Source organism: Virgibacillus sediminis, from assembly GCF_042643265.1.
Classification (GTDB): Bacteria; Bacillota; Bacilli; order Bacillales; family Amphibacillaceae; genus Virgibacillus_O; species Virgibacillus_O sediminis.
Genome location: NZ_JBHRRZ010000010.1, coordinates 16,765 through 32,732 on the forward strand (window position 1 = coordinate 16,765; position 15,968 = coordinate 32,732).

General features: G+C 44.5%; 19 protein-coding genes and 1 pseudogene. 8 read left to right on the top strand and 12 right to left on the bottom strand.

The window, feature by feature from the left end:
• Window positions 1-7: 7 nt before the first annotated feature.
• From ACFODW_RS05465 to ACFODW_RS05480, 4 genes are all read right to left on the bottom strand, one after another.
• Complete coding sequence (locus ACFODW_RS05465) at window positions 8-1,459, bottom strand: PH domain-containing protein (RefSeq protein ID WP_390304053.1); 1,452 nt, start codon at window positions 1,457-1,459, stop codon at window positions 8-10.
• The gene (locus ACFODW_RS05470) at window positions 1,449-1,928 is read right to left on the bottom strand and encodes a PH domain-containing protein (protein WP_390304055.1); all 480 of its coding nucleotides are present in this window, start codon (window positions 1,926-1,928) and stop codon (window positions 1,449-1,451) included. The genes ACFODW_RS05465 and ACFODW_RS05470 overlap by 11 nt, the downstream gene beginning before the upstream one ends.
• 118 nt (window positions 1,929-2,046) lie before the next feature.
• Window positions 2,047-3,513, bottom strand: coding sequence for a DEAD/DEAH box helicase (locus ACFODW_RS05475; RefSeq protein WP_390304057.1), 1,467 nt, complete (start codon window positions 3,511-3,513; stop codon window positions 2,047-2,049).
• Window positions 3,514-3,659: 146 nt separating this feature from the next.
• Entirely contained in the window at window positions 3,660-3,821 is a 162-nt protein-coding gene (locus tag ACFODW_RS05480) for a hypothetical protein (protein WP_390304059.1), read from the bottom strand.
• Window positions 3,822-3,930: 109 nt separating this feature from the next.
• Here ACFODW_RS05480 and ACFODW_RS05485 point away from each other — a divergent pair, with 109 nt between their 5' ends.
• Complete coding sequence (locus tag ACFODW_RS05485) at window positions 3,931-4,845, top strand: DMT family transporter (protein ID WP_390304251.1); 915 nt, start codon at window positions 3,931-3,933, stop codon at window positions 4,843-4,845.
• A 52-nt stretch (window positions 4,846-4,897) separates the two neighbouring features.
• The gene (locus ACFODW_RS05490) at window positions 4,898-5,752 is read left to right on the top strand and encodes a DegV family protein (RefSeq protein ID WP_390304061.1); all 855 of its coding nucleotides are present in this window, start codon (window positions 4,898-4,900) and stop codon (window positions 5,750-5,752) included.
• Window positions 5,753-5,898: 146 nt separating this feature from the next.
• Here ACFODW_RS05490 and ACFODW_RS05495 read toward each other — a convergent pair whose 3' ends face one another.
• The 4 genes from ACFODW_RS05495 to ACFODW_RS05510 form a co-directional block, all read right to left on the bottom strand.
• The gene (locus ACFODW_RS05495; RefSeq protein WP_390304063.1) at window positions 5,899-6,594 is read right to left on the bottom strand and encodes an alpha/beta hydrolase; all 696 of its coding nucleotides are present in this window, start codon (window positions 6,592-6,594) and stop codon (window positions 5,899-5,901) included.
• Between the two features lie 184 nt (window positions 6,595-6,778).
• Entirely contained in the window at window positions 6,779-7,147 is a 369-nt protein-coding gene (locus ACFODW_RS05500; protein WP_390304065.1) for a YppG family protein, read from the bottom strand.
• Between the two features lie 72 nt (window positions 7,148-7,219).
• Window positions 7,220-7,510: a glutaredoxin family protein gene (locus tag ACFODW_RS05505; protein ID WP_390304067.1), complete on the bottom strand. Its 291-nt coding sequence runs from the start codon at window positions 7,508-7,510 to the stop codon at window positions 7,220-7,222.
• Window positions 7,511-7,602: 92 nt separating this feature from the next.
• Window positions 7,603-8,517, bottom strand: coding sequence for a diacylglycerol/lipid kinase family protein (locus tag ACFODW_RS05510; RefSeq protein ID WP_390304069.1), 915 nt, complete (start codon window positions 8,515-8,517; stop codon window positions 7,603-7,605).
• Window positions 8,518-8,645: 128 nt separating this feature from the next.
• Between ACFODW_RS05510 and ACFODW_RS05515 the strand changes: the two are divergent.
• The 3 genes and pseudogenes from ACFODW_RS05515 to ACFODW_RS05525 form a co-directional block, all read left to right on the top strand.
• Window positions 8,646-8,810 (top strand): annotated as a pseudogene (locus tag ACFODW_RS05515) (phosphonate ABC transporter, permease protein PhnE); the annotation flags it as partial.
• A gap of 68 nt (window positions 8,811-8,878) precedes the next feature.
• Window positions 8,879-10,477 carry a bifunctional metallophosphatase/5'-nucleotidase gene (locus tag ACFODW_RS05520; protein WP_390304071.1) on the top strand — a complete coding sequence of 533 codons (1,599 nt, stop codon included), beginning with the start codon at window positions 8,879-8,881 and terminating at the stop codon, window positions 10,475-10,477.
• Between the two features lie 137 nt (window positions 10,478-10,614).
• Window positions 10,615-11,262 carry a VOC family protein gene (locus tag ACFODW_RS05525; protein ID WP_390304253.1) on the top strand — a complete coding sequence of 216 codons (648 nt, stop codon included), beginning with the start codon at window positions 10,615-10,617 and terminating at the stop codon, window positions 11,260-11,262.
• Window positions 11,263-11,366: 104 nt separating this feature from the next.
• Here ACFODW_RS05525 and ACFODW_RS05530 read toward each other — a convergent pair whose 3' ends face one another.
• Together ACFODW_RS05530 and ACFODW_RS05535 are read right to left on the bottom strand one after the other, a co-directional pair.
• Window positions 11,367-11,687 (bottom strand): thioredoxin family protein, encoded by a 321-nt coding sequence (locus ACFODW_RS05530; RefSeq protein WP_390304073.1) that lies wholly within the window; start codon window positions 11,685-11,687, stop codon window positions 11,367-11,369.
• Between the two features lie 75 nt (window positions 11,688-11,762).
• Window positions 11,763-12,575 carry a DUF368 domain-containing protein gene (locus ACFODW_RS05535; protein ID WP_390304075.1) on the bottom strand — a complete coding sequence of 271 codons (813 nt, stop codon included), beginning with the start codon at window positions 12,573-12,575 and terminating at the stop codon, window positions 11,763-11,765.
• A gap of 207 nt (window positions 12,576-12,782) precedes the next feature.
• Here ACFODW_RS05535 and ACFODW_RS05540 point away from each other — a divergent pair, with 207 nt between their 5' ends.
• The 3 genes from ACFODW_RS05540 (at window position 12,783) to ACFODW_RS05550 (ending at window position 13,815) form a co-directional block, all read left to right on the top strand.
• Window positions 12,783-12,941 (top strand): YfhE family protein, encoded by a 159-nt coding sequence (locus ACFODW_RS05540; RefSeq protein ID WP_390304078.1) that lies wholly within the window; start codon window positions 12,783-12,785, stop codon window positions 12,939-12,941.
• Window positions 12,942-13,072: 131 nt separating this feature from the next.
• Complete coding sequence (locus ACFODW_RS05545; RefSeq protein WP_390304080.1) at window positions 13,073-13,504, top strand: DUF4064 domain-containing protein; 432 nt, start codon at window positions 13,073-13,075, stop codon at window positions 13,502-13,504.
• 131 nt (window positions 13,505-13,635) lie between these two features.
• Window positions 13,636-13,815: a hypothetical protein gene (locus ACFODW_RS05550; protein WP_390304082.1), complete on the top strand. Its 180-nt coding sequence runs from the start codon at window positions 13,636-13,638 to the stop codon at window positions 13,813-13,815.
• Between the two features lie 98 nt (window positions 13,816-13,913).
• Here the strand turns inward: ACFODW_RS05550 and ACFODW_RS05555 are convergent, their stop codons facing one another.
• Both ACFODW_RS05555 and ACFODW_RS05560 read right to left on the bottom strand, forming a co-directional pair.
• A complete protein-coding gene (locus tag ACFODW_RS05555) occupies window positions 13,914-14,186 on the bottom strand; it encodes a YkvA family protein (RefSeq protein ID WP_390304084.1) in 273 nt (90 codons plus the stop codon).
• An 86-nt stretch (window positions 14,187-14,272) separates the two neighbouring features.
• Complete coding sequence (locus ACFODW_RS05560) at window positions 14,273-15,961, bottom strand: glycoside hydrolase family 13 protein (RefSeq protein WP_390304086.1); 1,689 nt, start codon at window positions 15,959-15,961, stop codon at window positions 14,273-14,275.
• Window positions 15,962-15,968: the final 7 nt, after the last annotated feature.

Sequence of the window (15,968 nt, forward strand, 5' to 3'; positions counted from 1 at the left end):
GTTCTTCTTATTTTCCTCCGGCCGGATGGCCATTGGCTGAATACCAATCAGCCAAGCGGTCTGCTTCCGACTCATCCATCTGTTTGATTTGATAATGCTTCCCGGCGCCAAGCTTGCCGATAATCGATACTTTCTGGGTCGCCAGCCTTTGCACCTGCTGTAATTTATGCTGTCTTTTTTCAAATGCCTGGATCCTTTTATGAAACATTCTTACCGTAACCCTTCCAAAGATACGGTACCGTATACTCATCCTTTTTTCACTTACAGCAAAGCCGCTGTCCCGATATTGCAAATAGCCCAGGCATAGTGCTCCTATAGCCAGGATTACTACCGCCCAGAGAATGGGAGGAAACATATACCAGAAAACCGCTCCAACTAGCAGGAAGGGCAGGGCGGCCCGCGACAAATAATACTTTCTTGCTCTTTTGGGCAGTGGGCGAAGCTTTTTCGGCTCCGCTGCATAATCAGGCAGAATATCTTCTAAGAAAGGTTCCACTTCAGCACGTTTCATCATTGGGAAGAGAATGGTGGAGAAGTCTTCCCCTTTATCCATCGACCCACCGGCTACCTCCGCAAAAACGGCAGCATATCCGAATGGCTGCCTGACGAGACTTTCGGCAAAACCGACAGCTTGGATTCTTTTCAATGGAATGGTTATTTGCTTCTTTTCCAACAGGCCCCGTGTGATGAACAGCTCCTCATCTTTTTTAACTATCGTAAAGTTGCCGTATTTTATCATCGTACCGGCAATCCCGAGAATCCACAGAAGTAATAGTACGAGGATGCCTAAGCCTACCATCAGTACAATACTCAGACCAATCACCCAATCGGCTGTCGAGTCATAAACCCTTTCGGGGATGAACTGTTGAATTTGTGAAAAGAAAAAAGCAAAGACCGCAAGAACCACACCGGCACTTCCGGAAGTAGTACCCGCCAAGAACAAGCGCTTAAAAGTTATTTGATAAGTTGGGTAACTGGGTTCATCCTCTACCACGCCTGAACCCTCGTCCATCCGCTCATCTCTCGAGCTCTTCAGTTCTTCCCGCAACTGCTCCGCTTCCCGTAATTTGACAGCCTTCAGGGAGGCTTCTGCATCCATCCCGCCTCCTGCCGTCTCAATTTGAACCTTTGTCAGGCGAAAGATACGATGAAGAATTCCTGATGTTAAATCGATGGATTGGATGCGGTTAATGGAAATAAACCGCTTCTTCCGGATGAATACACCGTATTCAATCCGCAGCTCTCCTTCCTCCACTCGGTAAGTAAACCGGTACCAAGAAACAATACTCACTGCTGCCATAATGACAAGTATCGCTGTACCGGCCACCGCAAAGTACGTAAACAAGTCATCCCGGAACGTGACAAACCCGAAAACGATCGGAAAAATTGCTTCTTTTAATACCCTGATGAAATTAAAGAGAATCCCAACCGGGTGCAGTCGTCTCGGTTCAGACATCATCTTCGTCCACCCTTGCCAGCGCTGAGAGCCGATCCCTCAATTCAGAAGCATCTTCTTCCAATAAAGCGGGTATTTCATGCGTAGTGGCAGCTGTAGAGATAGTGACAGTGGCTAGACGGAATCGTTTTAAGATTGGCCCCTGCTTTGTGTCTACATGCTGGACTCGCATCATGGGAACCAGTGTCCTGGTGACAATGAGGATTCCATACTGTATGTAGATTTCCTGTTCAAACACTTCATACCGCCATCGCCGCCACCTAAATTTCGGAAGCAGAAATACAAATAGATATGTACTAATGGCACTGAGTGCAGCGGCTGCAATTACGATACTCCATGGGAAATCATACAGATATGATACTACCACCCCTGCAACTGTCGCCAGCCATAGAATGACTGCATAGATGGCTGCTGTGATCCTCCAAGCTTTCATGGCTTCCTGTGCAATTGTGTTGCCCGGCGGCTGTCTCATTTTCTCTCCCCCATTTCCTTTTATCTCATTTCCTACGGTACAGCTGCTATTAAGGTTTCATTATTTATATAACAAAAAAAGCTCCTATTCTAAAAGGAGCTTTTTTCCGGTGTATTAATTAATCACGGTTGCGGCGCTTCTGAAAATTCCCTTTTCTGTTGCGTCCGCCCTGGTTGCGGCCTCCTTGGTTCCGACCGCCCCCCTGTCCGCGTTTTCCGAAAGGACGTTTATTGTTGGACCGGCGGTTATCCTTGCCTTTTTTCACACTGATTGGCGCCGCAGATGATATCTTGACCGGTGTATCCCTGCGTTCCTTCGTCAGCATCTTCAAGGCAGCTGAAATAACAGTTACAGAATCATGGTCTTCCAACAGCTCGTTCGCTGTTTCATGATAGGATTTCAATTCAGCCTTTTCGATGGTTTTCCTGATTTTATCCAATGTAACCTGCTGTTGGCCACGCTGTGCATCTTGGTTTGTTGGTGGCGTCAGACGCTTCATTTTGCTCTTGGTGGTTCTTTCAATCACCTGCAGATGAGCCATTTCCCTTGGGGTGATAAAAGAAATTGCTTCCCCGGTCCGGCCCGCTCTTCCGGTTCGGCCAATACGGTGGACATAGCTTTCCGGATCTTGCGGAATATCAAAATTATAAACATGTGTCACACCGGATATATCCAATCCTCGGGCTGCAACGTCCGTAGCCACGAGCACATCCACCCGGTTGTTCTTGAATTTATTCAGAACAGACATCCGTTTCCCCTGTGTCAGGTCCCCATGGATCCCCTCTGCGCGGTATCCTCTGGTCTGGAGGCCTTCTGCCACTTCATCTACACGCTTTTTCGTCCGCGCAAAGACGATAGCAAGCTCTGGAGAATTAATATCCAGATGATTGTTGAGTGTATCGAATTTAAATTTCTCCGGAATTTCAATGAAATACTGGTCGATATTCTCCACAGTCATCTCTTTTGCTTTTACTTTTATTTCCTTTGGCTCTTTCATCAAGTTAGTAGCGATATCGCGGATTTCTTTCGGCATTGTTGCAGAGAACAACAGGGTCTGCCTTTCTTCCGGGATGCCCTTCAAGATGTCACGGATATCGTCAATGAAGCCCATGTTGAGCATTTCATCCGCCTCATCCAATATGGCAACCTCTACCATATCAATCCGGATGGTTTTTCTGCGCATATGATCCAGCAGTCTCCCAGGGGTTGCCACTACAATTTGCGGGCCGTCCTTCAAAGCCTTGATCTGCCTGTCCATATGCTGGCCGCCGAACACAGACAACGCACGGATTCCTGTAAACTTGGCAATCCGGTTGAGCTCTTCCGCCACCTGGATAGCCAGTTCCCTTGTAGGGGCTACAACTAGTCCCTGTACTTTACGCTGTTTTGGGTCGATTTTTTCGAGCATCGGTATGCCGAACGCAGCCGTCTTTCCTGTCCCTGTCTGCGCTTGCCCGATGACATCATTACCCTCCATTGCAAGCGGGATCGTTTCCGCCTGTATTGGTGTTGCTTCTTCAAATCCCATATTTTCCAATGCTTTTAAAATAGGGTTTGAGATACCAAGCTCATTAAATTTCGTCACTTGAACTTCTACTCCTTCTTTTCATCAAAATTTATTCTCAAAAGAGGCCTGTCATTTTTCACATACTATAGATTCATTAATAATTATCCCCGTCGAATATCCAGAATAAACGTATTCAATTAATACGCAGGGGAAGTATTGGGAAACTACGATTGCGCCATATCTGACGCTGGTCGCTGACTAGTTGCACGTTCAACATAAACCGTTCCAACTGGTCCGGTATCATGATTTGCCTTCCAGCGTGCAAAATAGGCTTCGCCAGTTTCTGGCAAGAGGCCTCGCTCGAAAATGAATGCAATATTCATCATAACATAATTTTCCTTCCGCCACTAACTATGCGAAATGATTTTTTGGCGGATGCATGATAAAATGGACAAGATTATTCAGTTATGAATGAAAATTAAAGGAGGTTTGACATTGCGCCGCCCTCCATTCAATCCATACGCAGCGATCGTAATAGGGGTGATCAGCATCTCTGCGTCAGCTGTACTGGTCAAGCTTGCTGATCAGGCACCAGCTGCAATCATTGCAAATTACCGCTTGCTTTTTGCAGTACTGCTTATGCTTCCAGTCATATTATTAAAATACCGGCATGAATTCCGGGATATCAGCAGGAAAGATTGGAGTTTATCCATCCTCGCAGGTATTTTCCTTGCCCTGCACTTTATTCTCTGGTTTGAGTCCTTGAATTATACATCTGTGGCAAGTTCGGTTGTCCTCGTAACATTACAGCCGATTTTTGCTTTCCTGGGAACTTATCTCTTCTTTCAGGAACGTTTCTCCCCTGGTGCCATCATCAGTATGCTCATCGCGCTTTTCGGGAGTTTCATTATTGCCTGGGGGGATTTTCAGATAAGCGGGATTGCCCTATGGGGAGACTTGCTCGCGCTGCTCGGGGCCATCGGGGTAACCATATATTTCCTGATGGGGCAGAGGGTAAGAAGAAACTTGTCCTTGATGACATACACCTTTGTTGTTTACGGAGCAAGCTCTATTACCCTGATCTTATATAACCTAGCCCTGCAAAACCCATTCTTCGGTTATCCAGCAGATCATTGGTGGTTGTTCCTGGCATTGGCTGTCTTTCCAACCTTTCTTGGCCATTCCTTGTTTAACTGGGCTCTGAAATGGATGAGTACATCCACGATTTCCATGGCAATCGTTTTTGAACCGGTCGGTGCTTCCATCTTGGCTTACATCATTCTGGGTGAGGTGATCACTTGGCCGCAGCTGCTCGGCGGTACCATTGTCATCTTTGGTCTGTTCCTGTTTATTATGAGCACGACAAGAAAGACAAAGATTACAATTGCACGCAAAGAGGGAAATAATTAAAGCAAGACAAGGAATAGATATAAATAATACCTTTAAAAAAGCAGGTGACGTCATGAGTATACAATTAATGACCGACAGTGGGGCCGACATCCCGCAGCGCTTGAGAGAAGAACTGTCCCTCACCATAGTACCGCTGTATTTACACTTTAATGACGGACAATACCGAACAGGAATTGACATGAATCTTGACAGTTATCACAGAAAAGTGGCTGAAACAAAGGAGCTCCCCCGTTCTGCCGCTCCAAGCCCAAGCGACTTCTACAAGGCATATAAACAGGCAGATCCGGACCGCCCCATTTTAATGCTCAGTTTGTCCATGGGACTCAGCAGTACGTACGAGAACGCAATAATGGGGAAGAACATGCTGTTGGAAGAAGAGCCTGAACGGAAGATTGAAGTGATCAACACAAAGACCGCTTCCTGCGGGATTGCCCTGCTTCTTCATGAAGCTTCCGAAAAGATAAAAGATGGGCTCGCCTTTGAGAAGCTTGTTACCCATATGGAGGAACGGGTGGAGAAGACTGCCACCTTGTTTGTCCTGAAGACTTTGGAAAACCTGATCATCGGAGGTCGCTTGGATAAAGTGAAAGGGACGATCGCCAAAACCCTGAACATCAAGTTGCTGATGAAAGCAAGTGATGAAGGCACCATAGAAGTCATGGAAAAAGTCCGCGGCGACAAAAAATCCATCCGGCGGTTCATCGATCTGATCGGTGAGAACACCGTGCATGCAGAGGAAAAAATCCTCTGCATGAGCCATTGCAATGCAGAGCAAAAAGCGAAAGAAGTGATGGATGAAGTGTCCGGAAAATACGGCTTTAAAGACGCCTACCTCATGGACATGGGACCGCTGATCGCCACATACGGTGGTGAGGGTGCACTTGTCATCTCTTTCTTCAAAGATTGATCGAAGGCTCTGGGGCATCGGGTCAGCAGCGTGCGGACTGTGCTCAACAAATTGACGCCAATTCAGCACTCCCGGCCTTTATAAGGTGTCTCCAGCAAAGATGACTTATCGCCAAATAGCAGCACCTGCAGGATAAGCAGGTGCTGCTATTTTTCTTTCCCTGTAAGGAAATCAAATACCATCTGATTAAGTGTATCTTTATCTTCCCCAAGGCATATTAGATGTCTGGAACGTTCAAAGAAGACTACTTCTTTCTTTTCTGAAGGAATTTCCTTATCCAGATAATAGGCTGTTTTATACGGGACCATTCCATCCTGCTGGCCTTGGGCAATCAATACTGGCGATTTGATTTTCTTCAAATAACGGCGGGTGAATTTCACCAGCTTTAGAAATTCCAGATTGGCCTTCAAAGGTACCTGCCCCATCTTCTGCCGGTAATGCTGATACAATTTATTTTTATCTAGGTTGCCTTTCACTCCATCTGCAAGTATGGATGCTGCATCAAGCCCCATCTGCCGGAAGGAGAGGTATTTTCCCGAGGTGGCCAGCAAAACAAGATTATCCACTTTGTATTTGGCGGCCAGATAGGAAGCAATCATCCCTCCCATCGAAAACCCGATCAGATAGACCTTGTTACACTCTTCCTTCAAGTGTTTCAAGGAATCCTCCGCCGTACGAATCCACTTTTTATATGAAGCGCCCTCCAAATCCAACTCCTTGCCATGTCCCGGCAAGGTAGGCACTTCAATTCTCCAGTCTGTATGTTCCCTCAAAAAATCAGCTAACGGCCCTACTTCATATGGGCCGCCAGTATAACCATGAATGATTAAACATCCGACCATTTTCCATTCCCCTTCTCCTGATTCCATCTTTCTTCTTTTACCCTGTTTTCCCCTTTGGTATTACATTTCACAGAAGGAAAACAGCAGATTTCCTTTCCCACCTTTTCCAGTTTACGGAATAATGGGGCTTTTAGGAAACAAAAAAGCTGATATGCAATTGGACTTTGCATCAGCTTCACAGTTGTCACCTGATATTTTTCAAGAGGGTACCGAATTCTTTTATAATCGGGGAGACCTGATGATAGGTGTTTGCAAGCTGACTGACAGTAGCAATCATCTTATCAAGGTCTACCTGCCCCTCATTGTTTTGAAAATGGGCGGAGAGATGATTAGCAGGCTTAGCTCCTGAAAATGGCGATGGATGTTCTACGGAACCGACTGGGGGCCAATGCTCCGGCTGCTTGGGTTTAGCAAATGCTTCGTACGGTGTCTCCGGGTATGCTTGTGTATGATAAAATTGGGGAGTATACTGCGTTGTATGCTGGATATATGGCAGATAGGGCGATGAGTGTATCGTCTGTGATGGATAACCTTCATAACGGAAATTATTCATAAAACACACCCTCTTCCCCTATTATTATCTGCTATAATCTATGCATTGCATAGCGAAAGTGTGTCGGCAGCACTAATAACTGCTGTAGCCATTATAGTGTGTATTATAATAATCGTTATTACCCAGTCCGAGGTTATTTTTTATCCTGTTTTTCTGATAGCCCAGTACAGGCCCCTCATTCCCATTAATGAAAGTTGCAGGGGTTCCATAGATTCCCATATCCTGCAGTTCTCTCATATATTTAGTGTTCTTGGAAACATTCTTTATCTCGTAAGGTACATTCCATTCATCCATCTGGCTAATCAATTTATTGCATTGCGAGTTATCTTCACTTACATAGATTGTTACCTGTTTATCCTTCATAGATGAGTATTCCTCCCTGGGGTGATTGGCTAATTCCTTCTATACACAGCGTACCCACGTGATTTGCCGGATAAACCCATAACTGGAAAATGCTACTTAAAGTTTTTGCCGATCATCCGAAGATGGCCCGGAAGGATGGCAATATGCGCAGGCGTTGCTCCCTCGAGTTCTCCATCCATATCGGCCTCTTTGGAAGCCGGCGTAGCAATTCTCAAATCTTTCGCCTGAAAGTGCTCCAGTTCTGTAAAGTCCTCTAAATCCGTATGGGGATTGCGTATCGATAAAAGCTCCCGAAAAGTGGCAAGTGTCGATGTCTTGATAACCAGTACATCAAGAAGTCCATCATCAGCCTGGATTGTGGGAATAGGCAATTCCCGCGTTCCCAAATACTTTCCATTCAATACGATAATCAATACAGCTTCATCCTCATATTTCTTCCCACCATCAGCTATGATTTCATAAGAGAACGGCTCGGTCTGATTAACTGTACGTAGGGTGCTCATAAAGTAACTTAGCACACCTAAATTTTTCTTCTGATCAGCATCTATATTACGGGATGTTTCTGCCACCAGTCCAATCCCCCAGAAATTAAGAAAGTATCGATCTTCGGCTTTACCTACATCTATGTCCAAGACTTCCCCTGCCAAGATAGCACCAGCAGCTTCTTCCAAATCCTGCGGAATTCCCAGCATTCTGCTGAAATCATTGGAAGTGCCGCCGGGAAGGACAGCCACAACAGGGCGCTGGTCCAGCTCAGCTATACTATTAATGCATTGATGAACCGTTCCATCTCCTCCTAAGATAATTAGAAGATCAACCTCCCTGCTGTAATCCCTGCAAATCCTGACAGACTCCTCGGCAGAGCGGGACTTCACCACCCTTAATTCCCGAATTCCTTCAGAAAGTAGGGGCAGAGTCTGGGACAGTTTCCACTTCAATTCTTCATTTCCGGCATTTCCATTATATATAAATAATGCTTTTTCATATTTAACAGCAGTATTATCCATTTTTCACTATCCTTTCCGCTTCTATTTATTTATTTCCTCCCCATTGATTTTAAAAACCCCCAGTGCAAGAGGCTTTCAAACTTCTTTTTATTGGCTTTCAGTTTAGATATTTAAGCGTAATATAATTATCTTCCGTCTTGGGTATCGTCGGGGCAGGAGACATCGGAACCATGATTATCTTTGCATCAAATAACCGAAACTGGAATGAAATGGGGATGATTTTCCTGGCTATTATCGTAGTAGTTACGGTTATTTACTTTTTCTCATCCCGAATAAGAAGTAAAATTGTATAGATCTAAAGCCCTTTCAGGAAAGGTTACTCCCTGCAGGGTCTTTTATTTTACCTGGAAAGGAAGTTACTATGAAACGAACAGCAACCATTCAGTTATTCTATACCAGTGATGTCCACGGTCATGCAATGCCTGTATCCTATGGAACAAAAGAAGAAATAGACATTGGCCTGGCTAAGTATGCAACTGCAGTAAAAGGCGCAAGAGCAAAAAATCCTGACCTGCTCGTAGCAGATAATGGAGATCTGATTCAAGGAACCCCATTGATGACACATTTCGTTAAGAAGTATGCCGCTGAGGAAAACCCAATGGTAGGCATTATGAATCGAATTGGGATAGAAGCTGGGGTTCTGGGAAATCACGAGTTCAACTTCGGTAAAAATATCCTTCAGACTGCGGTCGATCAGTCCAACTTCCCTTGGCTCTCTGCCAACATTCTGGATATCCAATCGGGGAAAACCTACTTCGGCCCTCCGTATAAGCTGAAAGTTATGGATAACGGCATCCGGATTGCCTTTGTCGGAGTAACTACTCACTACATACCAAATTGGGAAGCGCCGGAGCATATTGCCGGGCTGAAGTTTGCCGATGCTTTTTCCACGCTGAAATATTGGGTGGAATATATTAGGGAAAACGAACGGCCGAATATTATAATAGGTATGTATCATGGTGGTTTGGAAAGAGACCCGCAGACAGGCGAACCGACAGAGGCATTGACAGGGGAAAATCAAGGATACCAAATGTGTACGGAGATAGAGGGACTGGATATACTGCTAACCGGTCATCAGCATCGCCAGCTGGTTTCCACCATCCACGGGGTGCTGGCCGTTCAGCCGGGCAACAATGCAGAGACATACGGAAAAGTAGAGATCGTGTTGGAAAAGCAGCAAGATCAATGGAAAATCTCTGCTAAAGATGCTTCCATTGAAACGTTGGAAGGAATAGAGGCGGATTCTGATATCCTCCGTTACATGGAGGATATCGAAACTTCCACGCAAAGCTGGCTGGATGAGCCTGTTGGATTCATTGAAGGGGAGATGCTCATCGATGACCCATTCCAGGCAAGAATAGAGAAACATCCATTTATCGAATTCATTCAAAAAGTTCAAATGGAAGAAAGCGACGTTGATATTTCTGTTACTGCCCTTCTGAATAACGAAGCCAGAGGTTTTGGCAAACGCGTAACCATGCGGGACATCGTTTCCAATTACATGTACCCAAATACCTTAGTAGTGTTGGAGCTGAATGGCAAGGACATTAAGGCTGCTCTGGAAAAAAGTGCGGATTACTTCATCCTTGATGGAATGGGAAACATTGCGGTCAATCCTTCGTACATGGAACCAAAACCCCAGCATTATAACTATGATATGTGGGAGGGCATTCAATACACCATAAACGTTTCCAATCCGTCCGGGGAAAGAGTTGAAAATATAACCTATCAAGGTAAGCCACTGCAGGAAGAAGAAACATATCAAGTCGTACTGAATAACTACCGGGCCTCAGGTGGAGGAAACTATGACATGTTCAAAGGCAAGCCGGTTGTAAAAGAAATTCAGAAAGACGCCGTTGAGTTGATCCGCAGCTACTTCGAAAAGTATGAAACAGTTCCGGCCACTGCAACGCCAAACTTTGTCATAAAGGCAGGAGACAAGGGCATAAGCTGCCGTTAAGCAAAGGGCGGTTGTACTGAGCAAGTCACCTGCATTTTTCTTCTCCTTTACTTTTACTATATCATGGAACAGACTTTCCATAATACTCTCTGCCAGCTACAATAAAGGTAAAAGTCATTCAGAGAAGGGATGGTTTGATGCTGGCACTCGACCATATAGTTATTGCGGCAAAAGACCCGGTACAGGCAGCCGGAGAATATAAGAGGAATCGGAATATAATCACCGTTCAGGGTGGAAAGCATCCTAAATGGGGGACTGCCAACCATTTGGCATTTTTCCAAAATGACTGCTATATTGAGTGGATAGGAGTAGAAGATTGGCAGACTGCCTCCAATTCGGACAATCCGCTGATTGCACATCTAGCAGATGTACTGCAGGAAGGTCGGGAAGGCATCATCCGACTGGCTTTCCGGACCGATAATATGGATAATTACCTGCAGCACTTCCAAGCATCAGGTATCCCATATAGCGGGCCATTCCCAGGAAGCAGAATGCGGCCGGACGGAAATAAGCTGGAGTGGAGAATGCTTTTTCCTGAAGGGCAGAAAGAGAAAAATTTACCCTTCCTCATTGAGTGGGGTGAGATGATGAACAGCCCGGCAGACCCCCGAGATATCAACAAGGTGGAAATTTCATCTGTTTCCTATCCGGGAACCCTGCTTCAGGAATGGGGAGAGATCTTCCAATTCAAAAAGACGGGGCAAACAGTCGCCCTCGCAAATTGTCTGTTGAAAGAACAGGAGGCCGGAAATCCCCTTTCCTTTGAATTGTCACGCAAGCATTAACTAATCACTCTCCCTTCATAGGAGGGGAAGCACTCGTCAAGTTTATAGAAATTAATACAGTAAATAAAAACATGATCACCCGTTTGAGGATGATCATGTTTTTATTAGCCGAGCTGCTGATGGAGGAATTCACTTACAGACTCTGGAGTCTTCGTATAGGCGCTGTGCTGATGGGCAAGCTTTTCACCATCTTTGAAAACCAGAATGCTTGGTATTCCCATTACCTCATATTCCTGCGCAAGCCCTTCGACTTCATCACTATTGACCTGATACCAGTCAAATTGTTTGAACTCTTCAATCACTCCATCAATGAACATATCCATCCTTTTGCAATCCGGGCACCAGTCTGCAAAGAATTTTACGATAACCGGTTCATCACTCTGGATGATTTCATCAAATTTTTCCCTTGTTTCTATATGTTCCATCTCTATACAACTCCCTCTTATCTATTTATCCTCATTGTAACGGTTCCCTGCTGCAATGTCTTATGACATGCTCCTTTACTGATGCTCCAACCGCCCCAAAATATATGCTGCAGTCAGGCCGGCAGCAAAGGTGAGAATGCTCGCCAACACTTCCCCTCCACTATTTGGCCAACCGGGGAAAACAACGAAAACAGAACCCAGCACCAACCCGATCACAACCGCAAATGTTCCGGTATAATAATTTTTCAAGCAAAAATGGATTACTTTACTCATCACTATGATTCCCAGGACAATCCCTAATCCGATAACAGCTATCAAGTCCAATTGCAAATTGCTGATAGCCGACATGACGGTTGCATATACACCGATGATCAGCAATATCAGCGACCCGCTGATACCTGGCAGAATCATTGCACTGCTTGCAATGAAGCCAGAAAAGAACAATAGGAAATAAGTGGTCATCGTAATATTCTGGATGACAGTTCCCTCTTCCGGTGTAATAAAAGCCATGGAGCCTACCAGTATTGTTCCAATAATCAGTAGGACTATATGCTTCCCTTGAAAATTATGCTTGGCATCCGCCTTATTAAACAGGTAAGGCAGGACTCCCAATATTAAGCCAAGGAAAAAGAACTGGGTCGGACCAGGATGATGTTCGAACAGCCATTCCATCAAGCTGGCAAGTAGAAATATGGCAAGTACAATGCCAATACCAAGTGGAACAAGAAACCCTAGATGCTTTTTCCATTCTTTGCTCAGCAGCCCATTAACTGCTGCAATCAATCTATCATATATTCCAAGCACTACTGCCATTGTACCACCGCTGACGCCAGGCACCACATCACTCGTCCCCATCAACATCCCACGGTATAAATTTTTCCATTCCATAATGAACATATCTCCTCTATGTATCTCTCTATCTATCGCCATCAAACATTTTCATTATATCAAATCTTGCTCCATATTATTACTAAAAGCATATTACAGACTGCTAACACGTATTATTCACCTTTTAGAAGCCTGTTAATGTTTAATGAATGCATTTGCGGGAAATTGGATTATAAGAAAAGCTTTTAAAGAAAGGAGTTTTCAATTATGGCAAAAGTACAGTATCAGCCAGCCCAAAATAAACAGCTTACAGATGCCCAAGAAATTCATTACGCCAAAGAATTCAAACGGGCAGACGCTGCTGCCGGGTACCGCAGACAAAGAGTACGGAACGCGAAAGAGGAAAATCCTGACCTCATTAGATAACGGGGAAAGATAAACACCTTGTTAGATTAAACAAGGTGTTTTATTATTGCATTATATTGGTCTGAAACTTTTCGCCTTTTGCATCATACAAAGTAAGTAGTATATTTTAAATAATAAAAAGGGGTTGCACGATGAAACGTACTGGAGAAGTTATTTTGACAATCGTTGGGATGCTTGCTTATTTATTTTTTGCTGTCGTCGGCGGCTTTATGGTGTGGATGGGCAATAACCGCTCACTGCTGCAGGAGCTTCCATCTGAAATGTCCCGCCAGGGTATGGAGATGTCCGAAGCCGAATTGAATTCCATGGTGGAAATGATGGGCAATAGTGGTTTGTTATTCCTCATCACTTCCTTATCAGCTGTCATCCTTGGGATTATTTCGTTGATACTCTTAAGGAGGAATAAAAAACCAAAACCCGCAGGAATCATACTGATTGTAACTGCTGTCATCAGCTCTGTAATCATGTTCATCGCAGGGTTTGCAGGCGGTCTTTTCTACCTGATTGCGGGCATTATGGCGTTAGTCAGAAAACCGAAACCTGCCATTCAGAATGAACTATAGTTTATGCGCTATTAATATCCGGAATGCCGATTACATATCCTGATAGAGAGGGAAAAACTCCATAGGGGGGAGTTCCACTCAAGAACCGGATGGGAAATCGGTGTTTTACCTTGCTCAATGGGGTGTTCAGAATGAAACGTTATTTAACGGCAATCCTTATTGCCATCAGTGCCTTGATCATCATTATAGGCATTAGTATCGATCTATACTGGAGTGGCATTGCTTCCTGGGGAATCGCCCTCATATGCCTGGTGTTTGCAGCATATTACACCAAATATATACCCAATGACAAAAAGAAGGGAAAATCATAAAGGCAAGGCTGCCGAGACAGTCTTGCCTTTTGATGAGCATGAGAAATCCCAAACTTTTTCCACTTCATAAAACCTTACTTTAACTAGGTTCCCGCCGATTATAGATCATATTTTTCCTTTAATGATGCAGGAGCTGTTTTAACCATCTGCTGAAGAAGAAAAGAGGTAACTGCTATATCATCCACCACTCCGAAAAGCAGTAAAAAGTCCGGAACCAAATCAATGGGCAGCAGTATATAACCGACAGCTAAACCCGCAAACAGGACTTTCTTTGGCAATACTACTTCTTTAGAAAGGAAAAAATCTTTTATAAACGGAACAGATTTTCTGAATCTGAATATGAATCGAATTCTCTTCCATAATCTCCACATTTGTCACTCACCACCTTACTTCTTTCATTCACTATTTGCCACCAAGGAAAACACCCGTCCAGAAGTTATCCTGGACGGGCAGCACATTACTTTCCTTTATAAACTCTAACTTCATAAGGCTTAAGAGTGAAGGCGGCATAGCTGTCTGACGGGAATTCACCGTACCCGTAATTCCCAATCATACTCTCTTCGGCAGTAAAAGAAATCTCCTGCGGCAGCTTAAATTCTACTTCATCGTCACTGAAATTGCAGACCACCAGCAATTTCTGTTCTTCATAGTTACGCATGTACGCATAGATTTTCTCATGATCAGGTAATATCAATTGATAATCACCATAGACGATAATAGGATGTTTTTTTCGGAGCCTAATCAGTTCTCGGTAATAATGAAAGATGGATTGTTCATCTTCGACCGCCTGTTCCGCATTGATATTCAAATAGTTCGGATTTACCTTAATCCATGGCTCACCTGTTGTAAATCCTCCATGCTTTGTATGGTTCCATTGGAAAGGAGTACGTGCATTATCTCTTCCCTTGGCATAAATGGATTCCATTACACTGGCAGGATCTTCTCCATTTTCCTCCACCTTTTCCTTATACATATTCAGCGTCTCGATGTCCTCATAATCTTCAATTGAGTCGAATTGCACGTTGGTCATGCCGATTTCTTCTCCCTGGTAGATATAAGGGGTTCCCTGAAGCATATGAAGGAATGTACCCAGCATTTTTGCTGACTCCAGACGGTATTCTTTATCATTGCCAAAGCGGGAAACTATACGTGGCTGATCATGATTATTCAGGTATAGGCTGTTCCATCCGACACCATTCAGGCCAACCTGCCACTTCGTAATGCTTTCCTTCAAGTCCGTAAGTTCAAGGGGCTTTAGATCCCACTTTCCGTTTGGACCTGAGTCTAGATCCATATGTTCAAATTGGAAGACCATATTCAGCTCATTGCGTGACGGATCCGTGTATTTTTGTGCCTCTTCTACACCGACACCCGGCATTTCCCCGACTGTCATCACATTGTAGAGGTCAAGTGCTTCCTCATTCATCTCCTGCAGAAACTCATGGATGCGCGGACCATCCCTGAAATATTTACTTCCTGAGGCATACTTTTCTCCTTCCTTTACTTTCCCATCCGGAAGGCCAGGTACTTTGGAAATGAAGTTGATGACATCCATGCGGAAGCCGTCAATTCCTCTATCCAGCCACCATTTCATCATGTCGTAGATTTCCCGGCGAAGCTCCGGATTCTCCCAGTTCAAGTCTGGCTGCTTTTTACTGAACAGATGGAGGTAGTATTCATTGGTATTTTCATCATATTCCCAGGCTGAACCACTGAAGGAAGATTTCCAATTATTCGGTTCTCTTCCATTCCTGCCCGGATGCCATATGTAATAGTCGCGATATGGATTGTTCTTTGATTTTTTTGCCTCCTGGAACCAATAGTGTTCATCAGATGAGTGGTTTACTACCAAATCCATAATCAGCTTCATATCACGATTATGCAGCTCATCCCGAAGTTCTTCCCAATCCTCCATCGTGCCAAAGTCCTTCATAATTGCCTTGTAGTCAGAAATGTCATATCCATTATCATCATTCGGGGACTCATATACAGGGGACAGCCAGACAACATCCACTCCCAGATCCTTCAGATAATCAACCTTCTCTGTGATTCCTTTGATGTCTCCGATGCCGTCTCCATCACTATCATAGAAACTTCGCGGATAGATTTGATAAACGACACTTTCTTTCCACCAGTTTTTGTCCATTGATTAC